Source organism: Acidovorax sp., assembly GCF_016783915.1.
GTDB lineage: Bacteria > Pseudomonadota > Gammaproteobacteria > Burkholderiales > Burkholderiaceae_C > Acidovorax.
On record NZ_JADHVT010000122.1, the window covers coordinates 1 to 14388 of the forward strand.

The window sequence follows — 14388 nt, forward strand, 5'->3', positions numbered from 1 at the left end:
CCACACCCGCCTGCCGCAGGGGCGTAAGGTCCACGGTCACCATGTCCATGCTCACCCGCCCCACCAGGCGCGTGCGCACGCCGTTCACCAGCACCGGCGTGCCGGTGTCGCAGTGGCGGGGGTAGCCGTCGGCGTAGCCACAGGCGGCGATGCCAATGGTGAGCGGGCCGTCGGCCGTGAAGCGCGAGCCATAGCCCACGGTGTCGCCCGCCTGCAGCTGCTGGGCGGCGATGAGGCGGGTGGACAGCGTCATGGTGGGCTGCAACCCCCAGTGGCTGGCGTTGTGCTCGGGGAAGTCAGGGGCGCTGCCGTACACCACGATGCCCGCGCGCACCCAGTCGGCACGCACGCCCGCATCCTGCGCGTGACGCAGCGTGGCGGCGCTGTTGCTCAGGCTGCGCTCGCCAGGCAGGTCCTGCGCGGCGGCGTTGAAGGCCGCCATCTGGTGCGCAATGCCACGGGGGCCGTCGGCGTCGCTGAAGTGGGTCATGAACGAAATCTCGTCCACCTGCGGCAGCGCATTGAGTCGGGCCCACGCGGCGCGGTAGCGCTCGGGGGTGAAGCCCAGCCGGTTCATGCCCGAATTCATCTTGAGGAACACCCGGTGCGGCACCTGCGTCTTGTGCGCAGCCAGCATGTCGATCTGCTCGTCGCAGTGCACCGCATGCCACAGGCCCAGGCGAGAGCACAGCTCCAGGTCGCGCGGCTCGAACACGCCTTCGAGCAGCAGGATGGGCCCGCGCCAGCCCAGGTGGCGCACGCGCTCGGCCTCGGCCAGGTCCAGCAGCGCAAAACCGTCGGCGCCGCGCAGGCCCTCGTACACCCGCTCAATGCCGTGGCCATAGGCATTGGCCTTGACCACCGCCCACACCTTCGCGTCAGGCACCGACTGGCGCACGCGCGCGAGGTTGTGGTGCAGGGCCGTGGTGTGGATGGTGGCAGCAATGGGACGGGGCATGGGACAGACCTGATGGAGCGAGGGATTTACCGGGGGACCAGCGCCGGATTCTGGCACTGTGGCCGTTTATCCGCGTGATATAACCGCCTGTCCCTCGCTACGATTCTTCACATTTACCAGGGCATCAGCCCAACTGATGCTCTCACCAGCCATTCGATGAAGCGCGGTTTTTACACCATCATGTCGGCGCAGTTTTTCAGCTCGCTGGCCGACAACGCACTCTTCGTAGCCGCTGTGGAACTCCTGCGCACCGGAGGCGCCCCCGAGTGGCAGCGTGCGGCCCTGGTGCCCATGTTCGCATTGTTCTATGTGGTGCTGGCGCCCTTCGTCGGCGCCTTTGCCGATGCGCTGCCCAAGGGCAAGGTCATGTTTGTCAGCAACGCCATCAAGGTGGCGGGTTGCCTGATGATGCTGTTTGGCTCGCACCCGCTCATGGCCTACGCCGTGGTGGGGCTGGGTGCTGCGGCCTACTCGCCCGCCAAGTACGGCATCCTGACCGAACTGCTGCCCGCCTCCCAGCTCGTCAAGGCCAACGGCTGGATCGAGGGCCTGACCATTGCATCGATCATCCTGGGCGTGCTGCTGGGCGGTCAGCTGGTGGGGCAGCAGCTGTCGGGCATGCTGCTGGGCTTTGACTTCCCCGTGATCGACACCGGCGTGGACACCCCCGCCGAGGCCGCCATCGCAGCGCTGATCGCTGTCTATGCACTGGCTGCCTGGTTCAACACCCGCATCCCGCACACCGGGGTGGAGATGCGCCCCCTGCGCGCCGACCCGTCGCGCAGCGTGGTGGCCAACGCGCTCAACCTGCTGCCCGACTTCTGGGCCTGCAACAGCCGCCTGTGGCGCGACAAGCTGGGCCAGATCTCGCTGGCCACCACCACCCTGTTCTGGGGCGCCGGTGGCAACCTCAAGTTCATCGTGCTGGCCTGGGCCGCCGTGGCCCTGGGCTACAACACCACCCAGGCCTCGGCCCTGACGGGCGTGGTGGCCATCGGCACCGCCGTGGGTGCCGTGGTGGCATCGATGCGCATGCGCCTGGACATGGCCACCCGCGTGATCCCACTGGGCATTGCGATGGGGCTGCTGCTGATCCTGATGGTGTTCATCAGCAACATCTGGCTGGCCATTCCCTTCCTCATCGTGCTGGGCGGCCTGGGCGGCTACCTGGTGGTGCCCATGAACGCGCTGCTGCAGCACCGGGGCCACAACCTCATGGGCGCGGGCCGGTCGATTGCCGTGCAGAACTTCAACGAGCAGGCCTGCATCCTGGGGCTGGGGGCGTTCTACAGCCTGTCGCTCAAGCTGGGCCTGTCGGTGTTTGGCGCCATCACCACCTTCGGGCTGGTGGTGGCGGGCATCATGTGGGTCATTCGCCGCTGGCACCAGCGCAACTGCGTGAACCACCGCGACGAAGTGAACCATCTGCTGGACATCGCGCGGCACGATACGCACCATTGACTCCTGATTGCGAAGCCCCCCTGTGCGGCTTCGCCGCTTCCCCCGAGGGGGACGCACCCGGTGGCCTGGAGCTATTGAAGGCTCCCCCTGAGCCGCTACGCGTCTTCCCCCTCTCTCGCTGCGCGGGAGGGTGACGCACCCAGTGGCCTGGCAAAGCCAGTTCCACGGGTGCACTGGCCTTGAAGCGTGCCAGTTTTAGCTGGCTATGCAGCATGGAACCACCCGCTACATAATTTATAGCTTTCAGCGCATATTCCACTAGCGCTATCGCCTGTTTTTCCCTTCAATGCACTCTCCCCTCCCCTTCGCCGCACTCTTATTCAACGCCTTTGTCTGGGGCCTGGCGTGGTGGCCGTTCCAGCACATGCACCAGGCGGGGCTGCACCCCTTGTGGGCCACGGCCTGCATGTATGCGGTGGTGCTGCTGGCGCTGCTGGCCTGGCGCCCCGGCATCTTGCAGCAGGTGCGCGCGCATCCGCAGCTGTGGCTGCTGGCACTGGCCTCGGGCCTGAACAACGTGGCCTTCAACTGGGCCGTGACCATTGGCGACGTGGTGCGCGTGATCCTGCTGTTCTACCTAATGCCCGCCTGGGCCGTGCTGCTGGCCTGGAAGGTGCTGGGCGAGCGCCCTACCCCTGCGGCGCTGCTGCGCCTGGCGCTGGCTTTCTGCGGCGTGGTGCTGGTGCTGCTGCCCGAGGGCGCACCTGCTTCGCGCCTGCTGCAGAACCTGTCGCTGGCCGACGCTCTGGCGCTCCTGGGCGGTTTCATGTTCGCGCTGACCAACGTCACGCTGCGCCGCCTGCACACCGTGCCGGGGCCCGCGCGCATGTTCTCGATGTTTGGGGGCTGCATGCTCATGGCGCTGGCCGTGGCCAGCATCGGCCTGCAAGTGGGCGTGGTGGAGCCCTTCCCCGCATTCAACAGCACCTGGGTCGTCACCGGCCTGCTGCTGGCCGGGGTGTTGATGCTGGGCAACTGGGCGCTGCAATTTGGCGCCGCCCGCCTGGCGGCGGGCACCACGGCGCTGGTGATGCTGTCGGAGGTGATGTTTGCCAGCGTGTCGTCGGCCCTGCTGGGCGCGGCCACGCTGAACACGCGCACCGTGCTGGGGGGAGCGCTGATTCTGCTGGCGTCCTTGCTGGCAGCGCTGCAGTTTCGCCGCCCCGGCGCCACGGCAGTGTCCTGACAGCGCGCAGGGGCGTGCCGGGCAACCCGCGCGGTGGGTGGGGCGTCACCGCTACGATGGCTCTCTCACACCCGCAGCCCAAGGAACCCGCCATGTCCGCAGCCACCGCCGCGCCCCGCAGCATCTACGACTTTGAAGCCCTGCAGATCAACGGGCAAGCTGTGCGCCTCTCGCAGCACGAAGGCAAGGTGCTGCTCATCGTCAATACCGCCAGCGCATGCGGCTTCACCCCCCAGTTCGGGGGGCTGGAAGAACTGCACAAGCAATACGCCGACAAGGGCCTGGTGGTGCTGGGCTTCCCCTGCAACCAGTTCGGCAGCCAGGACCCGGGCAGCAACGACGAGATCGCCAGCTTTTGCCAGCTGAACTACGGCGTGAGCTTTCCGATGATGGCCAAGATCGACGTGAACGGCGCCAACGCCTCGCCCCTGTACCAGTGGCTCACCGCCGAGGCCCCGGGCCTGCTGGGCAGCAAGGCCATCAAGTGGAACTTCACCAAGTTCCTCGTCGGCAAGGACGGCCGCGTGATTCGCCGCTACGCGCCACAGGATGCGCCGAAGAAACTGGCGGGGGATATCGAGGCGGCGCTGGCGGGTTGAGACAAACTGCCCTGCAACTCCGCTTCAGTACCGGGGCAATGCGGCGCTGGCGATCCTAGGCATTTGTACCAATCTGGGTCCAACGGCTGTTTGCGGCCAAGAGCAGACGTTCACCCACTCATTGAGGAGAAGGCATGGAGCGCTGGGAAGTTATGGAGCGCAGAGTTCTCATTGCAGTAGGCATCGTCTTGGTTTCTCTCTCTGCCTGGCTTGTGATGGATGGGGAGAGAGCCTTCTTCGCAATACTGCTGGCTCCCATTATTTTCTGGGTCTTCTGGCAGGCGTTCTTTGAAGACAAGTTTGGCTCCAACGAGCCTGTCTCTGGGGCAGAGCGCCTTATGCAGGGGACGTTTCTCTGGGCGAGGCGCCTAGTTATTGGAGGCATTGCATTGGTACTTGCCGCAATGGCCTTCAAGTTGGCGCGAGATGGCATGGGTCTCACGACGATTCTTCTCCCCGCCGTGCTTTCCCTGATTGCAGGCTGGGTTTCCATTTTTGGCGCTGGAAGGTCGAAATCGATGTCCGACGATCTGCAAATCCACCGCGAACGTCAAAAGCGCTATCGCAAACCCTAACTTCGGCTTAGAGCCCGATAGCGTCTCTCGCCGTGGGGCAGAATTCCGCCAGAAGCGGACATCGATTGAATGCAGAAGCAGAAGATAACCCGTACCGGACGAAAGTTAAGCGCTCTCGTGTGCCTCGGTGTTGGCGGCATTTTCTGGTGGATTTGCTGGATGGAGAACCGCGCAGGCATTGGTCTGTTCATCTTTTCGATCTGCGCCGCCATTGCGCTCTACTTGGTATGCGCAAGTGACGACAGACTCAAGAACACCCCTTGGTGGATGTTTTGGTGACGTCCGCTCTGGGCCCGCTAGCGCCCCTCGCCGTGGGGCAGAATCCGGCTAATAGCAGACCTTCGCATTCTTTATGACGCTCGTATCCGTTTTTTTCGCTTCGGTGGTTCTTTGGATAGTTGTCGGAGCAGTCTGGCTCCTTCCCCAAAAGCTGAAGCTGATGAAGCGGCTCGGACACCTGAATGCATATCAAATCATTCAGCTTGGCAAAGAGGGTGATGCCGAAGTGCAGAGCCTACGTAGGAAGGGCTGGTGGTGGATTGCTATTGGAATGACTGCACTCCTGCCCCAGCTCATCGTTCTGAACATCATCAAGGCAACGAGCAACTAAGGGGCAAACTTTTTTGTCTCGGCTACGCTCTTGACTTCCGCTTTGGGCCCACAGCCGTCTTCCGGCGCTTTTCTCCTCAGGGATCTACTGCTGCCCAGGTGCAGCCGCCCACTCCACCGCTCGCCCTTCCATCTCCCCCTCCACCTTGCGCAGCAAGTCCGCCAGGGTCTTGCCGGGCTCCTGCCGGAACTGCTCGTCCAGCACGGTGATGGCAGAAATGCGGTCGATGCGAAAACCCCGGAAGTCATTGCGCAGCTCGCACCAGGCCGATAGCGTCCAGACCTTGCCCCAGTAAAAGCAGCCCAGCGGACGCAGGCGGCGCAAGCTGGGGCGGCCGTTGACGTCGGCGTAGTCCACCTGCACCACGTGGCGGCTGTGCACTGCCTCGCGCAGGGCCTGCAGGGTGGCCTGGGCGCGCGGGTCCAGGCCGACGGGCGGGGCATACAGCGCCTGGGCCTCGGCCGCCACGCGCGCGGCGGGGGGCAGCACGGACAGGATCTTGCCCAGGGCGCCTTCCACCTCTCGGGCCAGCCCGGCATCCAGCCAGGTCTGGGCCAGACGGGCGGCAGCTACCAGCGCATTGGCTTCACCCTGGCTGAACATCAGCGGCGGTAGATCGAAGCCCGCGCCCAGGCGGTAGCCCACACCGGCCTCGCCCTCAATGGGTACGCCCTGGTGCTGGAGGTCCGCCACATCGCGGTAGATAGTGCGGGCCGAGACTTCGAGCCGCTCGGCCAGGAAGGCTGCGGTGGACAGGCGCCGCCCCCGGATGAGCTGGACGATCTGGAACAGGCGGTCAGCGCGGCGCATGAACGCACCCCCCTGGGCGAGCTGCAGCCGACCAGATGGGCAGTGTCAGGTCGCAGAACTCAGCCATGGCCTTTGCTCTGCTGCGCCAGCGCGTCGTCGATCTGGGAGGCGCGCACAAACGCGGGGCGCTGCCTGAACGGCTGCACAAACTGCTCGAACGCGGGGCGGCGTTCGATGGTGCCGAACTGCATGCCCCAGATCAGGTGCGCGCCCACATACAGGTCCACGGCCGTGAAGTGGTCGCCGCACAGATGCGGGCCCTGGCTAACGGCTTGCTCAAGGGTGTTCATCACATCAGCGTAGCTGCCGTAGCCCACCATGGCCGCCCGTTCGGCGGGTGCCAGCAGGTTCAGCGCCTTGGCGGTGGCGGCGCTCTCCAGCGGGCCAGCGCAAAAGAACAGCCAGCGGTAGTAGGCCGCGCGTGCAGGCGTCCCCACAGGGGGCGCCAGCGATTTGTCGGGGAACAGGTCGGCCAGGTAGGCGCAGATGGCCGCCACCTCGGTGACCACCACCTGTCCGTGCCGCAGTGCAGGCACCTTGCCCATGGGGTTGATGGCCAAGTAGTCGGGAGCCTTCATGGTGGTGCCGTATTCAAGCAGCACGGTGTCGTAAGGCACACCACACTCTTCCAGCATCCAGCGCGCGGTACGGCCTCGGGACATGGGGTGGGTGTAGAACGTCAGGGCGGCAGAAGAACTGTTCATGGGGGCTCCTGGTTCGATGGGGTCACGCACGCGGCGCACTGGGGCCAATGCCGATATGGATGGCCACGCGGTCCGGGCCTTCATACAGCTCGAAATCGGTGCCAAAACGCCGGGGTACCTGCGGGTGGGCGGCAAAGTAGCGCCAGACCTCGCCCCAGGCATCGATCACCATCTGCGGCATTGTGCCGTGACCGTGGAACACCAGATAGTCGCCCGCCTGCACCGCGATCTGCACGACCCCTGGCACCGAGGTGACGGGCGGTGGCACAGCCACGCCAGCGGTGACATCAAAGGCACCGTGTTCGTCGGATTCGTAGCCGCTGTAAACACCGAAGATGCGGCCTTCTTCGCCACGGCCGGGCAGGTTGCGCTCCCAGCTCTGGCTGAAAAAGCGGTCCCACAGACCTCCAATGCGGGCGGTGGCGGGGTCCATCTCGTCGCGGTTGCGGGTGCGTACCGTCAGTCCAGTGACATGGAACGCGGCAACCGGGGTCATGGTGGGGGTTGTTGTCATGGTCAAGCTCCTCTCTGTATCGGGCCCGGCATGTTGCAGCCCGGCTGCTGACAACATGGTGTCAGTAGCCTGTCTGCAGCGTCGTAACGAGCCGTGACACGCGCAGGCGCCGACGGGGCCCCGCCGCAGGACCCCATCTCGGCCGACGAGAAGATGACGGAAACCGCTGCCAGCACGCCATGACAAGCGAGGGCAGAGGGAGCGTTGTGCCGCCCCCCGCTCAGTACGGGCCGGTCAGGCTGCGGCGGCGGAGTCGCCAGGCTCCACGGCGGGAGCAGCAGATACCGCAGCAGCAGATACCGCAGCAGCAGCCGCCGCCCGCCGGCGGGCGCGCTCCAGCTGCTGCCCCACCGTGCGGGGCACCATGCCGTACATGTCGGCAAAGGCGTCCAGCGTCTGGCCGCTGGCGTCAAAGGCACGCAGCAGGGCTTCGTCCTTGGCGTTGCGGGCCGACCATTCGGCAAAGGCTTCTTCCAGAATGGCGTTGGCGGCTTCGTCGCGGCTCAACACCAGCGCGGTGTAGGCCTCGCGCGTGAGGCCCGAGGCCTCGAACGCGGCCATCATGCGGTTGCGCAGCTTGGGCAGCAGGTCTTCGGTGGCGCGCGCCTTCTTGCGGCGGTAGACCTCCAGCAGCGCATGGTGCACATGCTCCGGGGCCATGTCTTCCACGGGCTGGCCTTGCAGGTCGTGGCGCTTGTCGCCTGCCGCCACGCTTTGCAGATAGCGCGTGGAGCGGGTGTGCAGGCCCAGCGCCACCTTGAGCGCCTCGCGCTCGAACAGCTCGGGGTGGGCCGCCAGGATGTCCTGGAAGATGCCGCGCTTGAGCGGACGGAACACGGCGCCAAACAGGTGGGGGTAGAGCCCCGCCAGCTGCTCCAGCGCGGGGTGCACGCGTTGCGGCGCGCGCGTGCCTGCGCCCGGGCCACCTGCGGGCGCTGCAGCATCTGCCGCACCGTCGGCGCTTGCATGGCCCTGCGGCGCCTGGCGCCCTTCGGGTTTGCGGCGGTTGCGGCCGCCCCGGCGCGAGCCGTCCTGGCGCCGCTGGGGCGCACCGGCTTCGACCGACGCAGCAGGTTCAGAGGCCGCCACGGCGACCGCAGCAGCCTCGGTTGGCACAGGCGCTGCCTGGGGAGCGGCAGGCGCTACAGGCGCGACGGGTGCGGTTTGGGGTTGTTCTTGTGCGGACACGGAGTCGGTCATGGCGGTGCAGTTCAGGGGCAAAAAGGGGGCGACAAAACCCTCGATCATGCCAGCCTCGGGTCAGCGGGCACCAAACAGCCCTGATTCCAGCGCGCGCCGGGAGGGTCAGGCGCCTCGCCCAGCGCGCCATCAACCTGTGCGCAGGGCCTCGTCCAGCACCTCCACCCAGTGCTGCACGGGTGTGCCCGTGCCACTTTGCAGGTGCGTGATGCAGCCGATGTTGGCAGAGAGGATCATGTCCGGTGGCTGATCGCCAAAGGCCTCAGCGAGCACGCCGAGCTTGCGGTCGCGCAACTGGTACGACAGCTCGGGGTTGAGCACCGAATAGGTACCGGCCGAGCCGCAGCACAGGTGGGCATCGTTGCGCGCGGTGCGCAGCTTGAAGCCCAGCTGGTTCAGATGCGCCTCCACACCCCCGCGCAGCTTCTGACCGTGCTGGAGCGTGCAGGGGGGGTGGTAGGCGTACAGGGTGTCCGGCTGGTTCACACGGCCCTGCAGCTTGTCGGCCAGCTCGGGCAGCATGGCGGGCAGCAGCTCTGACAGGTCGCGCGTGAGGGCGCTGATGCGCTCGGCCTTGGCCGCGTATGCCGCATCGTCCTTCAGGATGTGGCCGTATTCCTTGACGGTGACGCCGCAGCCCGAGGCGTTCATGACGATGGCCTCGACCCCACCTGCGTCCACCATCGGCCACCAGGCGTCGATGTTGGCGCGCATCTCGGCCATGCCGCCAGCCTGGTCGTTGAGGTGGAACTTGACCGCGCCGCAGCAGCCCGCCTTGGAGGCAATCACGGTCTGGATGCCCACGGCGTCAAGCACACGGGCGGTGGCGGTGTTGATGTTGGGCATCATGGCCGGCTGCACGCAGCCAGCCAGCATGAGCACCTTGCGCGCATGCTCCCGCGTGGGCCAAGCCCCGGCGTCCTGGCGCGCAGGCACCTTGGCCTTCAGCGCCTCGGGCAGCAGGCCGCGCACCATTTGTCCGGCCTTCATGGCGGGCGCGAACAGGGGTGATGGCAGGCCCTCCTTCAGCGCCCAGCGCAGGGCTTTTTCGCCCAGGGGGCGGGGCACTTTTTCATCAACGATCTTGCGGCCGATGTCCACCAGGTGTCCGTACTGCACGCCGCTGGGGCAGGTGCTTTCGCAGTTGCGGCAGGTCAGGCACCGGTCCAGGTGCATCTGGGTTTTGCGTGTGGGTGTCTCGCCTTCAAGCACCTGTTTGATGAGGTAGATGCGGCCGCGCGGGCCGTCCAGCTCGTCGCCCAGCAGCTGGTAGGTGGGGCAGGTGGCGGTGCAAAAGCCGCAGTGCACACATTTGCGCAGGATGGATTCGGCCTCCAGGCCATCGGCGCGGGCGCGGTATTCAGGGGAGAGCTGGGTTTGCATCGGGCATGCCTGGGCGAAGGAACAAAAAAGAGGGGGCCGGTTCAGCGCGCTGTCGGCGGGTCCAGCGGCGGATCGTGCGGCGCCTGCAGCGCCAGCGCATTGCGCCAGGGCTGGCGCAGCCGGGCACGGTCCGCCCACAGCGGGGGCAGCGACAGGGCCAGCAGCACCAGCGCCAGCGGCACCACAAACACAAAGCCCACGTGCTTGAAGCCCGCAGCTCCCGCAATGCCGCCCACCAGAAACATGCCCACCAGCCCGGCAAACAGCCGAAGCCGGGCCTGGTTGGCACGCACCTGCGATTCGGGCGCAGTACCCGTGCGGTTCCAGTAGAGCATCTTGCCCATCTCGATGCCCAGGTCGGTCACCACGCCCGTCATGTGGGTGGTGCGGATCTGGGACGAGGACATCTTGGTCACGGTGGCGTTCTGCAGTCCCATGATGAAGGACAGCAGCAGCACCGTGAGTGGCACCGCAAAAGGCGTGGGCCAGCTGAGGGTGATGGCGCCCACCAGGCCAAACAGCAGCATGAGCACGGACTCCAGCAGCAGCGGCAGCGCGTAGGTGCTGCGCAGCCTGCGCTGGCGCGCCCAGTTGACCATGATGGCCGTGGTGCCCGCCCCCGACATGAAGGCCCAGAGCGCGCCCACGGCGCCCAGCACCAGCTTCATCTGCCCCAGCACCAGGTTGTCGGCCAGCGACGACAGGAAACCCGTCATGTGCGAGGTGTAGAGGTGCACCACCAGAAACCCCCCGGCGTTCACCGCCCCGGCGTTGAACGCCAGCAGCAGGCCCAGCACCTGGTTGCTCGCAACCGTGCGGTGGTGTCCGGTGAGGTGAAAAAGGCGTCGCATGGCCAGGGTGGCGGTGGTGGCTGTGAGGGGGGGTTGGCTTGCCTACCAGGCCCGCGCCATGCGGCCGGGGTTGAAGATGCCGGCAGGGTCAAAGCTGTGCTTGAGGCGGGCGTGGATTTGCTCCAGCGCCTTGGATTGCAAGTCAAAAGCACCGCTGGCGCCGGATTTATTTGCCTCAGCAGCTATAAAAAGAGAAGCATTCCCGCCCACCGCCCGGGCGGCTTCGCGCAGCGCGTCGCCGGCGGACTCGGGGGCCTGCACCCAGCGCAACGCCCCATGCCATTCCACCAGGGGCTGCACGCCGCCGGGCAAGGCCAGCACCGGCGCGGTGGCGGGCACCGACAGGCGCCACAGGGCGCGGTCAGGGCGCGTGGCCCGGTCGGTGAACCACGGCAGGGTCTGCTCGCGGCAGGCGGTCCAGTCAGCGGCCACGGTGGCGTTGTCCATGCGCGTGCCACCCATGGTCTTGCACGCGGCCTCCACCGCCGCCACGGCGCCGCGCAGACGCACATAGAGGGTGCCTGCGCCTTCGTCCACCGCCGCGTCTTGTAGCCAGCAACTGGCGTTAAGGGGTAGCGGCTGGCCGCCCCAGGCGTGCAGCTTGCGCAACGCATCGGCCTGGTTGATGCCCTCGAACCGGAGCGTGGCCTCGCCGGGTGCCACGGGCAGCACCTTGAGGCTTACTTCGGTCAGCAGCCCCAGCGTGCCCCAGGCACCGGCCATGAGGCGCGCCACGTCATAGCCCGCCACGTTCTTCATGACCTGGCCGCCAAAGGTCAGCAACTCGGCCTTGCCGTTGAGCAGGGTCACGCCCAACAGATAGTCACGCACCGCCCCCACGCTGGCGCGCGCCGGGCCCGACAGGCCGGCCGCCACCATGCCGCCCACGGTGGCAGCACCCGAAAGGGGCTTGGCGAAATGCGGGGGTTCAAAAGGCAGGCACTGGCCCTGCTCGGCGAGCGCGGCCTCCAGCTCGGCCAGCGGGGTGCCGGCCCGCACGGTGACGACCAGCTCGCTGGGCTCGTAGCTCACGATGCCACGCAGCACCCGGGTGTCCAGCACCTCGCCGTGCAGCGCCAGGCCATGGAAGTCCTTGGTGCCCCCGCCACGGATGCGCAACGGGGTCTGGTCGGCGGCGGCAGCGCGCACGCGCTCAGTGATCGGGGCGAGGGAAAAGTCCATCCGTGCATCGTAGCGGCAGCGGTCCGCCGCACGGCATGCAGGGGGCGTGAATTTTTTGAACAGCGGACGTGCAAAGGACTGGCGGATGCCATGGGGCCTTTGGCCCCCTGGCGCGCCAGTCCCACACGCGTCACCCACCGGTACGAAAAAAGCCCGCCGGTGGTCGGCGGGCTGAAGTAACCAGAGGAGTAACTCGCTTGTTCTTATTGCGACGCCACGGTGCCACCAGACACCGCGGCGCGTAGGGCGCAGAGCGATCAGCGGTTGTACGCCGTCTCGCCGTGCGAGGTGATGTCCAGACCTTCGCGTTCGTCTTCTTCCGAGACACGCAGGCCCACCGTCAGGTCAACCACCTTGTAGGCCACGAAGGACACCACGCCCGACCACACGATGGTCAGCAGCACGGCCTTGGCCTGTGTCCACACCTGGGCAGCGATGGAGTAGTCGGCAGAGGTCACCATGGTGGCGGTCACCCAGTCGGCCACGTAGCCAGGGCCACCCAGACCAGGGGCGTTGAAAACGCCGGTCAGCAGGGCACCCACGATACCGCCGATGCCGTGCACGCCGAACACGTCGAGCGAGTCGTCCGCACCCAGCAGCTTCTTGAGGCCGTTGACACCCCACAGGCAAGCAAAACCACCCACCAGACCGATGACCAGCGCACCGCCGATACCGACGTTGCCTGCAGCCGGCGTGATGGCCACCAGGCCCGCCACGGCACCCGACGCCGCACCCAGCATCGAAGCCTTGCCGCGCATCAGCGCTTCACCCATGCACCATGCCAGCACGGCAGCAGCGGTAGCCACCAGCGTGTTGATGAAGGCCAGGGCTGCAAAACCGTTGGCTTCCAGGGCAGAGCCGGCGTTGAAACCGAACCAGCCCACCCACAGCAGCGAGGCACCGACCATGGTCAGCGTCAGGCTGTGAGGCGCCATGGCTTCCTTGCCGTATCCAATGCGCTTGCCCACCATGAACGCACCCACCAGGCCCGCCACAGCGGCGTTGATGTGCACCACGGTACCGCCAGCGAAGTCCAGAGCACCCCACTGCCAGATCTGGCCTGCCTTGCTGGTCATGGCGTCGGCCACTTCCTTGGAGGCGTAGGCATCAGGACCCATCCAGAACCACACCATGTGGGCGATCGGCAGGTAGCTGAACGTGAACCACAGGACCATGAACAGCATGACGGCGCTGAACTTGATGCGCTCTGCGAACGCACCGACGATCAGGGCGCAGGTGATGCCGGCGAACGTGGCCTGGAAGGCGGCAAACACCACTTCCGGAATCACGACACCCTTGCTGAACGTGGCTGCATTGGCAAACGTGCCTGCGGCGTTGTCCCAGATGCCCTTCATGAACAGCCGGTCAAAGCCACCGATGAAGGCACCGCCTTCGGTGAAGGCCAGGCTGTAGCCGTAGATGAACCACAGCACCACGATCAGCGAGAACGTGACCATCACCTGCATCAGCACGGACAGCATGTTCTTGCTGCGCACCAGGCCGCCGTAGAATAGGGCCAGGCCGGGCAGGACCATCAAGATCACGAGGATGGTGGAAGTCATCATCCACGCGGTGTCACCCTTGTTGGGGACGGGAGCAGGCGCTTCTGCGGCGGGTGCTGCAGGAGCAGCGGCGGCTGCAGCAGCCGGTGCCGCCGCTGCTGCAGGGGCAGCAGCTTCAGCCGCCGGTGCAGCCGCAGCAGGTGCCGAGGCCTCTGCCGTAGCGGGTGCCTGGGCGAGAACAGCCGATCCGCCGGATAGCAGACTCAGCCCCAGAATGAAGGAAGCAAGCAGTTTTTTCATGGCGTTTCTCTTCTTGGATGGGATGCGGCCTCGCCCTTACAGGGCTTCCTTGCCGGTTTCGCCAGTGCGGATGCGCACCACCTGCTCCAGGTGGGTCACGAAAATCTTGCCGTCACCGATCTTGCCGGTGCGCGCTGCGGTCTCGATGGACTCGATCACGCGGTCCACCAGGTCGTCGGCCACAGCGGCCTCGATCTTGACCTTGGGGAGAAAGTCCACCACGTACTCTGCACCGCGGTATAGCTCGGTGTGGCCCTTTTGGCGGCCAAAGCCTTTGACTTCGGTCACCGTGATGCCTTGCACGCCGATGTCGGAGAGCGCTTCGCGCACTTCGTCGAGCTTGAAGGGCTTGATGATGGCTGTCACCATTTTCATTTTCAGATCCTCCGGAATGGGCGCCACCGGCGCCCATTGAGACTTACAGGGTTTTGGTGAGCGTGACGATCACGCGCGACTTGTTGACCGGGCCGTAGAAGGCCTTTTTGGTGGCACCGACCACGGCAGCGCCGAGGGACACGCCGCCGCCGAAGTCGTACGAACCGCCCAGGCTGTA

At 66.2% G+C, this 14388-nt stretch carries 15 protein-coding genes; 5 read left to right on the plus strand and 10 right to left on the minus strand.

Translation table 11 applies throughout. The features are described 5' to 3' along the window. Window positions 1–958, minus strand: a 958-nt coding sequence (alr, locus tag ISS20_RS18475; protein ID WP_291438377.1) for an alanine racemase, incomplete at its 3' end; no start/stop codon positions are given. Between the two features lie 156 nt (window positions 959–1114). Between alr and lplT the strand changes: the two genes are divergently transcribed. The 5 genes from lplT to ISS20_RS18500 all read left to right on the plus strand — a co-directional run bounded on the left by lplT (window position 1115) and on the right by ISS20_RS18500 (window position 5389). Then, window positions 1115–2419, plus strand: coding sequence for a lysophospholipid transporter LplT (lplT, locus tag ISS20_RS18480; protein ID WP_056057261.1), 1305 nt, complete (start codon window positions 1115–1117; stop codon window positions 2417–2419). Between the two features lie 286 nt (window positions 2420–2705). Next, window positions 2706–3605 carry a DMT family transporter gene (locus ISS20_RS18485; protein ID WP_291438378.1) on the plus strand — a complete coding sequence of 300 codons (900 nt, stop codon included), beginning with the start codon at window positions 2706–2708 and terminating at the stop codon, window positions 3603–3605. A gap of 92 nt (window positions 3606–3697) precedes the next feature. Continuing rightward, window positions 3698–4204 carry a glutathione peroxidase gene (locus ISS20_RS18490; protein WP_291438379.1) on the plus strand — a complete coding sequence of 169 codons (507 nt, stop codon included), beginning with the start codon at window positions 3698–3700 and terminating at the stop codon, window positions 4202–4204. A 134-nt stretch (window positions 4205–4338) separates the two neighbouring features. Further along, entirely contained in the window at window positions 4339–4779 is a 441-nt protein-coding gene (locus ISS20_RS18495; RefSeq protein WP_291438380.1) for a hypothetical protein, read from the plus strand. A 352-nt stretch (window positions 4780–5131) separates the two neighbouring features. Then, complete coding sequence (locus ISS20_RS18500; protein WP_110959664.1) at window positions 5132–5389, plus strand: hypothetical protein; 258 nt, start codon at window positions 5132–5134, stop codon at window positions 5387–5389. 84 nt (window positions 5390–5473) lie between these two features. Here the strand turns inward: ISS20_RS18500 and ISS20_RS18505 are convergent, their stop codons facing one another. The 9 genes from ISS20_RS18505 to glnK form a co-directional block, all read right to left on the minus strand. Beyond that, window positions 5474–6199 carry a YafY family protein gene (locus ISS20_RS18505; RefSeq protein ID WP_291438381.1) on the minus strand — a complete coding sequence of 242 codons (726 nt, stop codon included), beginning with the start codon at window positions 6197–6199 and terminating at the stop codon, window positions 5474–5476. A 59-nt stretch (window positions 6200–6258) separates the two neighbouring features. Continuing rightward, on the minus strand, window positions 6259–6903 hold the full coding sequence (locus ISS20_RS18510) for a glutathione S-transferase family protein (protein ID WP_291438382.1): 645 nt from the start codon (window positions 6901–6903) through the stop codon (window positions 6259–6261). A gap of 22 nt (window positions 6904–6925) precedes the next feature. Further along, window positions 6926–7417, minus strand: coding sequence for a GyrI-like domain-containing protein (locus ISS20_RS18515; RefSeq protein WP_291438383.1), 492 nt, complete (start codon window positions 7415–7417; stop codon window positions 6926–6928). Between the two features lie 234 nt (window positions 7418–7651). Beyond that, window positions 7652–8617 carry a ProQ/FINO family protein gene (locus tag ISS20_RS18520; protein ID WP_291438384.1) on the minus strand — a complete coding sequence of 322 codons (966 nt, stop codon included), beginning with the start codon at window positions 8615–8617 and terminating at the stop codon, window positions 7652–7654. A gap of 129 nt (window positions 8618–8746) precedes the next feature. Further along, on the minus strand, window positions 8747–10000 hold the full coding sequence (glcF, locus tag ISS20_RS18525; protein ID WP_291438385.1) for a glycolate oxidase subunit GlcF: 1254 nt from the start codon (window positions 9998–10000) through the stop codon (window positions 8747–8749). Window positions 10001–10041: 41 nt separating this feature from the next. Then, entirely contained in the window at window positions 10042–10851 is an 810-nt protein-coding gene (locus ISS20_RS18530) for a YoaK family protein (RefSeq protein WP_291438386.1), read from the minus strand. A 42-nt stretch (window positions 10852–10893) separates the two neighbouring features. Beyond that, entirely contained in the window at window positions 10894–12033 is a 1140-nt protein-coding gene (gene glcE, locus ISS20_RS18535; protein WP_291438387.1) for a glycolate oxidase subunit GlcE, read from the minus strand. Window positions 12034–12290: 257 nt separating this feature from the next. Beyond that, window positions 12291–13835 (minus strand): ammonium transporter, encoded by a 1545-nt coding sequence (gene amt / locus ISS20_RS18540; RefSeq protein ID WP_291438388.1) that lies wholly within the window; start codon window positions 13833–13835, stop codon window positions 12291–12293. Between the two features lie 36 nt (window positions 13836–13871). Continuing rightward, entirely contained in the window at window positions 13872–14210 is a 339-nt protein-coding gene (gene glnK / locus ISS20_RS18545) for a P-II family nitrogen regulator (RefSeq protein WP_015012094.1), read from the minus strand. Between the last annotated feature and the right edge of the window lie 178 nt (window positions 14211–14388).

What these genes read in the sequence shown, in the direction of transcription:
- ISS20_RS18505 (WP_291438381.1), bottom strand. Translation starts at nt 6,199, where the DNA reads ATGCGCCGCGCTGACCGCCTGTTCCAGATCGTCCAGCTCATCCGGGGG.
- ISS20_RS18530 (WP_291438386.1), bottom strand. Translation starts at nt 10,851, where the DNA reads ATGCGACGCCTTTTTCACCTCACCGGACACCACCGCACGGTTGCGAGC.
- ISS20_RS18490 (WP_291438379.1), top strand. Translation starts at nt 3,698, where the DNA reads ATGTCCGCAGCCACCGCCGCGCCCCGCAGCATCTACGACTTTGAAGCC.
- ISS20_RS18520 (WP_291438384.1), bottom strand. Translation starts at nt 8,617, where the DNA reads ATGACCGACTCCGTGTCCGCACAAGAACAACCCCAAACCGCACCCGTC.
- ISS20_RS18510 (WP_291438382.1), bottom strand. Translation starts at nt 6,903, where the DNA reads ATGAACAGTTCTTCTGCCGCCCTGACGTTCTACACCCACCCCATGTCC.
- ISS20_RS18485 (WP_291438378.1), top strand. Translation starts at nt 2,706, where the DNA reads ATGCACTCTCCCCTCCCCTTCGCCGCACTCTTATTCAACGCCTTTGTC.
- glcF (WP_291438385.1), bottom strand. Translation starts at nt 10,000, where the DNA reads ATGCAAACCCAGCTCTCCCCTGAATACCGCGCCCGCGCCGATGGCCTG.
- glcE (WP_291438387.1), bottom strand. Translation starts at nt 12,033, where the DNA reads ATGGACTTTTCCCTCGCCCCGATCACTGAGCGCGTGCGCGCTGCCGCC.
- amt (WP_291438388.1), bottom strand. Translation starts at nt 13,835, where the DNA reads ATGAAAAAACTGCTTGCTTCCTTCATTCTGGGGCTGAGTCTGCTATCC.
- ISS20_RS18500 (WP_110959664.1), top strand. Translation starts at nt 5,132, where the DNA reads ATGACGCTCGTATCCGTTTTTTTCGCTTCGGTGGTTCTTTGGATAGTT.
- ISS20_RS18495 (WP_291438380.1), top strand. Translation starts at nt 4,339, where the DNA reads ATGGAGCGCTGGGAAGTTATGGAGCGCAGAGTTCTCATTGCAGTAGGC.
- glnK (WP_015012094.1), bottom strand. Translation starts at nt 14,210, where the DNA reads ATGAAAATGGTGACAGCCATCATCAAGCCCTTCAAGCTCGACGAAGTG.
- lplT (WP_056057261.1), top strand. Translation starts at nt 1,115, where the DNA reads ATGAAGCGCGGTTTTTACACCATCATGTCGGCGCAGTTTTTCAGCTCG.
- ISS20_RS18515 (WP_291438383.1), bottom strand. Translation starts at nt 7,417, where the DNA reads ATGACAACAACCCCCACCATGACCCCGGTTGCCGCGTTCCATGTCACT.